Below are 3,688 nucleotides of genomic sequence, written 5' to 3' on the forward strand. Positions count from 1 at the left end.
CTTCAGAAATGATGGGTTATTTTTTAAGCTGGTTTTTCAGAGACCTCACGTACGGTGGTGTGAGAGGACGGGGGGGGCTTGTCACCCCCTCCTACTCGGTTTTTTTGGGGAGCCGGAAGGCGAAAGCGTGCGGCTGGTTTGGAGGTTGAGAATTTTCCTGTCGGACCTATTCTGGCTTGGGAGGGCACGCGGCACCAGGAGAAGTTTCGAGAAGGTTTAGTTTATTTATCACCCCGAAAACAATAATCACGTCACCAGGTAAGATTGTCTCGTTAATGTCGGGATTGGCGATCGTGGTTCCGTTGCGGATGATGGCCAGGAGCTGGGAACCGTAATCTTCCTTAAGGCGGGAGTCACGTACGAGTTTTCCGGCAAGGGGCGACTTTTCTTCGATCAAGATTTCTTCGAGCTTGTAATCCGGGTGGCGTCGTTCGAGAATGCTGTGAATGAAATCGATCGTCGCGGGTTTAACGGCGGCCAGCGCGAGCCGGGCGCCTCCGGCGATACCAACGGCAGTTACCCAGTCGGCGCCTGCGCGCTTGAGGCGGGCAATGTTCTCAGGGCGGTCGGCGCGGGCGACAACGCGGATGCGCGGATTTAAATCCTTCGCGGCCATAGTAATGAGGATGTTGGCTGAGTCGTTGGGAAGCGCCGAGATGATGCTGCGGGCCCGTTCTATCCCCGCGGCTTTAAGGATTTCGTCTTCAGTGGCATCACCGAGAATAACCAAGTAGCCGCGCTCTTTCATCAGCTCGACGTAGTGTTCGTCGTGATCTATCCCTACGATTGATGCGCCTTCGCGTTCCAGTTGTTTAATGGCCGCGGTTCCGGTCCGGCCGAAGCCGCAAACAATAACGTGGTTTTTGAGTTTAGCGATTTTGCGTTCCATCTGTTTTTCCCTCCAGAAATGGATCAGGTGGCCTTCGACCAGCGTGGCCACAAGAACGGAGAGTGCAAGCCAGACGTAGCCAACGCCGGTGAAGAGCAGAAAGATTATAATTATCTTACCTGCCGTGGTAACCGGGTAAATGTCGCCGTAACCGACGGTGGTAAGCGTAATAAGGATGAGGTAAAAGGAGTCGAAAAGGCTTAGTCTTTCATAGTGGGCGAGAAGAAAAGTACAGATAAGGCAGATAGCGCCCTGAACAATGGAGATAAAGAATAACAGACGCAGGGCTACGGAAAAAGCCTTCCTGTTGTTGTCTGGAGGCTTATATCCCCTCGGTGCAGGCATGTTTTTACCTCTTGCTATAGTTTCGGAGATTTTGATGCCTCTTCCTTCTTGATTTCGGCAAAACTCATAAAGTTTTGAGCCCTTATTGGGTTGTTCCTGCTTCCGGGGCTGTTGTGTAGTGCCTCGGCTCTAGGTCAAGAAGTGTGGAGAGGAGATTAGCCAAGCCAAGGGGAGAAAAGCTAAGAGCATCTTCCGCACATAGACCCCGCGGTTCCGAAAACCGTAACTTATCCGCTTAAGGAGCTTGATTTTAGTATGGACACCCTCGGTGTAACCGTTCGTGATAAGCGAGAATCTCTTCCCTCCAGCTACGAAGCGTTCTTCCCCATTGAACCAGCGCAACGTCGCTCGTCTCCCGCGTGTAGAAGATCAGACGGTAAAGGTGTGCTTCCGCCTCCTTCCGGCAGGAAGCGCGATAGACATCACGTAGCTGCTCCTTGGCCCAATGAAAATGGGCAACGTTCTTGTAGCGCCTCCTGATCATGGCCAGCTGGGCTGCCTGGTGCGCGGTCAGATCCTCTTCGTTCTTTACCAGGGGCCAGCGCGGTATGCGCTGCCCGATCACTTGCTGCTCTATTAGCCTTGCCTCGTCCCTACGCCGGTTAGCATCTTTAAGAGCGTGAAAATGGTCAACTACTACAATAACTCCAGGCGGCACTTTCTTTATAAGCTTGCGCCAGCCGTCTTTGAAGTCGATGCACACCGCCAGGATTACGCCTGCGCACCGAAACCGGCAACCCCTTTAAAAACTTCTCTAAAGTTTTGAGCCGGTCGTCCGGTAAAATGGCGAGAAGCCCTTCGTTCGGGCCACACACAGGTGACCGTGATCATCAGGTCCTGACCCCTGAAACTATGCTCGTCAATGCTTAAAGCAAAAGCCGGCAGGTCTTTCAAGGGCCTCTTCGATCTTCACCTGATTGGTCACTTGCTTTAGAAGTAGCCGGCGCAGGGCGCCGGGGCTTGCCCCTGCTACTTCTGCCGCCCCGCGAAAGCTGCGGTCTTTCAAGCTTTCGAGGCACTCTGCTTCTGCCTGGTGCAGTTCTTCTGGCCCGGGGTTTTATACCCGGAAACCTTTCGGTGAACACCTTCCCACAACGCGGGCATTTGAAGCGGCGGGGGCGCACCCAGAGGTAAACCGGTAATCCGTTACACCAGGTGTGTAGTTTCGGCCTCCACTCACGCGACCGGTCGTGAACCTGCCGGGTAAGAGTCCGGCAGAAGGGACAGGTCGCCTCCTTCTGCGGTCGCCCGGCATATACCTCAATCCTGCCTGAGTCGATCTTGACCTGGTAGATAACCCCTCCTTGCAATCCAAGAAGCTGCGCTATACACTGTTTCATAGGCGGTCGAGAGCCTCCTTTGGGATTGTGGGGTGTTTAACTATCCCTTGGCTCTTCGGCCGCCTCCTCCTTTAATTCACACTTTTTAGCTTAGAGCCCTACTGCGGTTTGACCAAAACTTTTCTATTTTGCTATAATTTTTTCGTCATGGAAAGCGTTAGGATCAGGTGCAGACCGCTTTACAAAAGGGCAATCTTCTCTTTATTGGGATTACTGACGCTCGGAATCTGGGGGATACTGGCGGGCGCCCTGACGTGGATCCTGACAGCAGTTGGCTGGTACCTCCTGGCCCGCCTGTGGCTGCGGGAGCTCTTCGTGCCCCAGGCCGTCTTCACTACCGTTTTCGTCGTATTGCTGGCTACCTTGTGGGCCGTCCTTCTGGGGTGGGCGGCATTCCTCTGGTCCTTATACTGCTACCACCGCTACCACCGCCGCAACCGCCGGCACCTTGTGCCCCTGGCTCTTAGGGCACCGCTTCTCCCGCGGCAGGAATTCTCCCTGAGGCCTCCCTGCCCGTCTCTTTCTATTCCCCGAGTTTACCCCGGCAGGGAGGCTGCTGTGGCCTTTTTTCCCGTGCCATCCGGCTAGCTGAAAAAGGAGAGACTCACCGAACTATAGAGCTGTTACAACAGGTTCTACAAGCGGAAGACGCGCCTCCCCTCCTCCGCGCTGCCGCCCTCTTGCGTCTGGGAGACCTTTATGGCTGGGTGGGAGAAGGATGGCTATCCAGAAACTGCCACTTCCTGGCTTGGATTGAAAGGAGGAAAGCTCGGTGAGTGAAGATCTGGAGAGACAACTGGAATCAGCCCGCTTCCGCCGTACCTTGCTGGGATACGCGCCCAGAGAAGTAGACGCGCTGCTGGAAAAGGCTACTCAAGCGCTGAAAAGGCTGGAGCAGGAGAAAAAGCACCTGGAGCAGGTAGTAGCCGGCTACCGGGCCCAGGAGGAGAACTTGCGGGCGGCCCTCCTGCGGGCAGAAGAAACAGCTCGCAGGGCCAGGGAAGAAGCAAAGCACGAAGCGACCGTCTTGCGGGCGGAAGCCCAGGTAGAGGCACGCCGGCTACTGGCAGAGGCCCAGGAAGAGTACAGGAGGCTGGAGGAAGAGAGGAAGAGA

3 protein-coding genes and 1 pseudogene are annotated in these 3,688 nt (G+C 55.1%); 2 read left to right on the top strand and 2 right to left on the bottom strand.

What is annotated here, in order from left to right:
• Positions 1–166: 166 nt before the first annotated feature.
• Both ACUVTA_RS02415 and ACUVTA_RS02420 read right to left on the bottom strand, forming a co-directional pair.
• Positions 167–1,234 (bottom strand): potassium channel family protein, encoded by a 1,068-nt coding sequence (locus ACUVTA_RS02415; protein ID WP_445951390.1) that lies wholly within the window; start codon positions 1,232–1,234, stop codon positions 167–169.
• A gap of 129 nt (positions 1,235–1,363) precedes the next feature.
• Positions 1,364–1,937, bottom strand: a pseudogene (locus ACUVTA_RS02420) (ISL3 family transposase).
• 841 nt (positions 1,938–2,778) lie between these two features.
• Here ACUVTA_RS02420 and ACUVTA_RS02425 point away from each other — a divergent pair.
• Positions 2,779–3,162 carry a hypothetical protein gene (locus ACUVTA_RS02425; protein WP_445951391.1) on the top strand — a complete coding sequence of 128 codons (384 nt, stop codon included), beginning with the start codon at positions 2,779–2,781 and terminating at the stop codon, positions 3,160–3,162.
• Between the two features lie 184 nt (positions 3,163–3,346).
• On the top strand, positions 3,347–3,688 hold a 342-nt coding region (locus tag ACUVTA_RS02430), incomplete at its 3' end, for a DivIVA domain-containing protein (RefSeq protein WP_445951392.1).

It is taken from the genome of Thermodesulfitimonas sp. (assembly GCF_052743955.1).

Bases quoted from the DNA above. Each gene is read 5' to 3' on its own strand.
- ACUVTA_RS02415 (WP_445951390.1), bottom strand. From the start codon at position 1,234: ATGCCTGCACCGAGGGGATATAAGCCTCCAGACAACAACAGGAAGGCT.